This is a genomic window from Azospirillum sp. UFLA03-27 (assembly GCF_059803775.1).
Genome location: NZ_JAUQTX010000453.1, coordinates 1 through 2,371, shown reverse-complemented (window position 1 = coordinate 2,371; position 2,371 = coordinate 1). Strand labels below are relative to the sequence as shown.

The window sequence follows — 2,371 nt, the reverse complement described above, 5'->3', positions numbered from 1 at the left end:
GGCAGCGTCAGATGTGTATAAGAGACAGCATCACGGCTTCCGTCGAGCAATGGAGAAAGCGCCTCAAGCCCGGCGTCCGTGCCGCCGCGTCCAGAACCGCCATTGTCCCTTGCCGGTTCACCCGGTCGAAGACGGTCGGGTCGCGGTCCCACAAGGTTGCCACGGCGGCGAGGTGATAAACCCGCACCGCCCCCTCCAACGCGCGGGCGATGGCCGCCGCATCGAGGATGGAGCCGTGGTGAAACTCCACACCGGTCGGCTGATCATGCGGCGGCTCCTGCCGGTCGAGGATGCGCACCCGCTCGCCCCGCGCGGCCAGCGCCGCCACCAGATGCCCGCCGATGAAGCCGCTGCCCCCGGTGACGAGGGTGATGCCCATGCGCCTCCGCCTCCGCCTCTAGGCCCCGCCGAGGATGCGGTCGGCGTTGCTGTTGAGATCGCGCGTCAGGGCGGCCAGCCCGCCGCCGCGCAGCGTGCTCTGGAACTCCGAGCGCTGCGTGGCGAGCTGGCTGACCGTGCCCTTCGCCAGCACGTCGAGGATGCGCCAGCGGTCACCCTCCGGCCGCAGCAGGTAGCTCAACCGCACCGGCGTCTTGCCAGCGCGCACCAGATCGGTGTCGACCAGCAGCATCCCGCGCGGGGCGGGCCGCTCGCCGACGATCTCGAGCCGCTGGCCGTCGTAGCTGTCGAAGCGGTCGACATACTGGGCGGCGCTGCGCCGGGCGAAGGCGTCCAGCGCCTGCCGCTTTTCCGGCTCCGCCGACTGGTCGAAATAGGGAGCGGCGGCGACGCGGAGCGCCGCTTCCAGGTCGAAGGTGTCGAGCATCACCGGCAGGAAGCGCTGAAGGCGCACCCGCGCCGGCTCCCGTCCCGCGGCCTCCCGCATCAGGGACAGGATGGCCTCGTTCAGCCGCGCCACCGTGGCGCGGGCGCCCGGCGTGGTGCCGGCTGCGGTGCCGGGGGCTTGCTGCGCCACGGCGGGGACCGGCAGCAGGCCAGCCGCCAGGACGACCAGCGCGAGCGCGGCGCGCATCCATGTTCGGCGTGAGAAAGACCCAGTCATCGCGGTGCGCCCCGTCCTGTTCCGGCAAGAGTCGATGGAAATCTGCCCGTTCGGGGCAGGCGGATTCAACCGTCCGTGTGGGATGTAACAGCGTCCGGGCCGGTCTATCCTCCTGAGCGGCGCTGTCGAAGGGAGGTGTCCGGATGGGTGGGCAAGCAAAGAGGGGAAGCGGATGGATGCCGATCCCGGACCATCCGCTGTATGGCTGCGACGCCATCACCCTGCTGACCGTGCTGACGCGCAACGGCGGGCCGCGGGGGCGCGGCTGGCCGACGGCACTGGCGGCGCTGGCCTCGGCCCTTGGGCGCGCGCCCTTCTCCCTGGCGGAGGCCGGGTGGGTGGCGGCGCGGCGCCGGAAGTCCGCAGGTTTGCCGCCGCCGGTCTTCATCCTCGGCCATTGGCGCAGCGGCACCACCCATCTCTACAACGTGCTGAGCCGCGACCCGCAGTTCGGCATCATCGACCCCTTCGCGGTTGGGCTGCCCTGGGACATGCTGGGGCTGGGCTCGGTCCTGCGGCCGCTGCTGGCCCGCGCCCTGCCGGAGCGGCGCTACATCGACAACGTGCCGGTCAAGGCCGACAGCCCGCAGGAGGACGAGATCGCGCTGGCGAACATGTCGCCGGTCTCCTTCTACCACGGCCTCTATTTCCCGGAGCGGTTCGACGAGAATCTGCGGCGCGGCCTCTATTTCGACGGCTGCACGGCGGCGGAGCGGGACGCCTGGAAGCGCCGCTTCCTCTATTTCCTGGAGAAGGTGTCGATCGCCCAGGGCGGGCGCTGCATCCTGCTGAAGAACCCGGTCTACAGCGCGCGGGTCGCCATGATGCGGGAGATCTGGCCCGACGCGCGCTTCATCCACATCCACCGCGACCCGCGGGCGGTGTTCGTGTCGACGGTCGGCTTCTACCGCACGCTGCTGGCACGGCTGGCGCTCCAGCCGCATGAGCACATCGACGTGGAGCGGGTGGTGCTGGACCATTACCCGCGCATCATGCAGGCGCTGATCGACGACACGGCCAACCTGCCGGCGAACCGCTTCGCCGAGGTGCCGTTCGAACGGTTCGAGCGCGCGCCGCTGGAGGAGGTGGAGCGGCTGTACCAGACGTTGGAGTTGCCGGGCTTCGCGGCGGCGCAGCCTAATTTCGAGGCGTATCTGGGGGCGGTGAGCGATTACGCGAAGAACCGCCACCGCCTGTCCGACGAGGGGCGGGAGCGGGTGGACCGCGAATGGGCGCCCTTCGTCGCGCGCTGGGGGGCCGGTGTGGCGTGATTTGGCCCTCCCCTGCGAAGCGGGGGAGGGAGGGAAC

General features: G+C 70.7%; 3 protein-coding genes. 1 reads left to right on the top strand and 2 read right to left on the bottom strand.

The genetic code is table 11. The features are described 5' to 3' along the window. Positions 1 to 7 precede the first annotated feature (7 nt). Complete coding sequence (locus Q4I23_RS32205; protein ID WP_498528939.1) at positions 8 to 379, bottom strand: NAD-dependent epimerase/dehydratase family protein; 372 nt, start codon at positions 377 to 379, stop codon at positions 8 to 10. 18 nt (positions 380 to 397) lie between these two features. After that, entirely contained in the window at positions 398 to 1,033 is a 636-nt protein-coding gene (locus Q4I23_RS32200; RefSeq protein ID WP_498528938.1) for an ABC transporter substrate-binding protein, read from the bottom strand. Between the two features lie 206 nt (positions 1,034 to 1,239). Between Q4I23_RS32200 and Q4I23_RS32195 the strand changes: the two genes are divergently transcribed. Next, a complete protein-coding gene (locus Q4I23_RS32195) occupies positions 1,240 to 2,334 on the top strand; it encodes a sulfotransferase family protein (RefSeq protein ID WP_498528937.1) in 1,095 nt (364 codons plus the stop codon). The last annotated feature ends 37 nt before the right edge of the window (positions 2,335 to 2,371 follow it).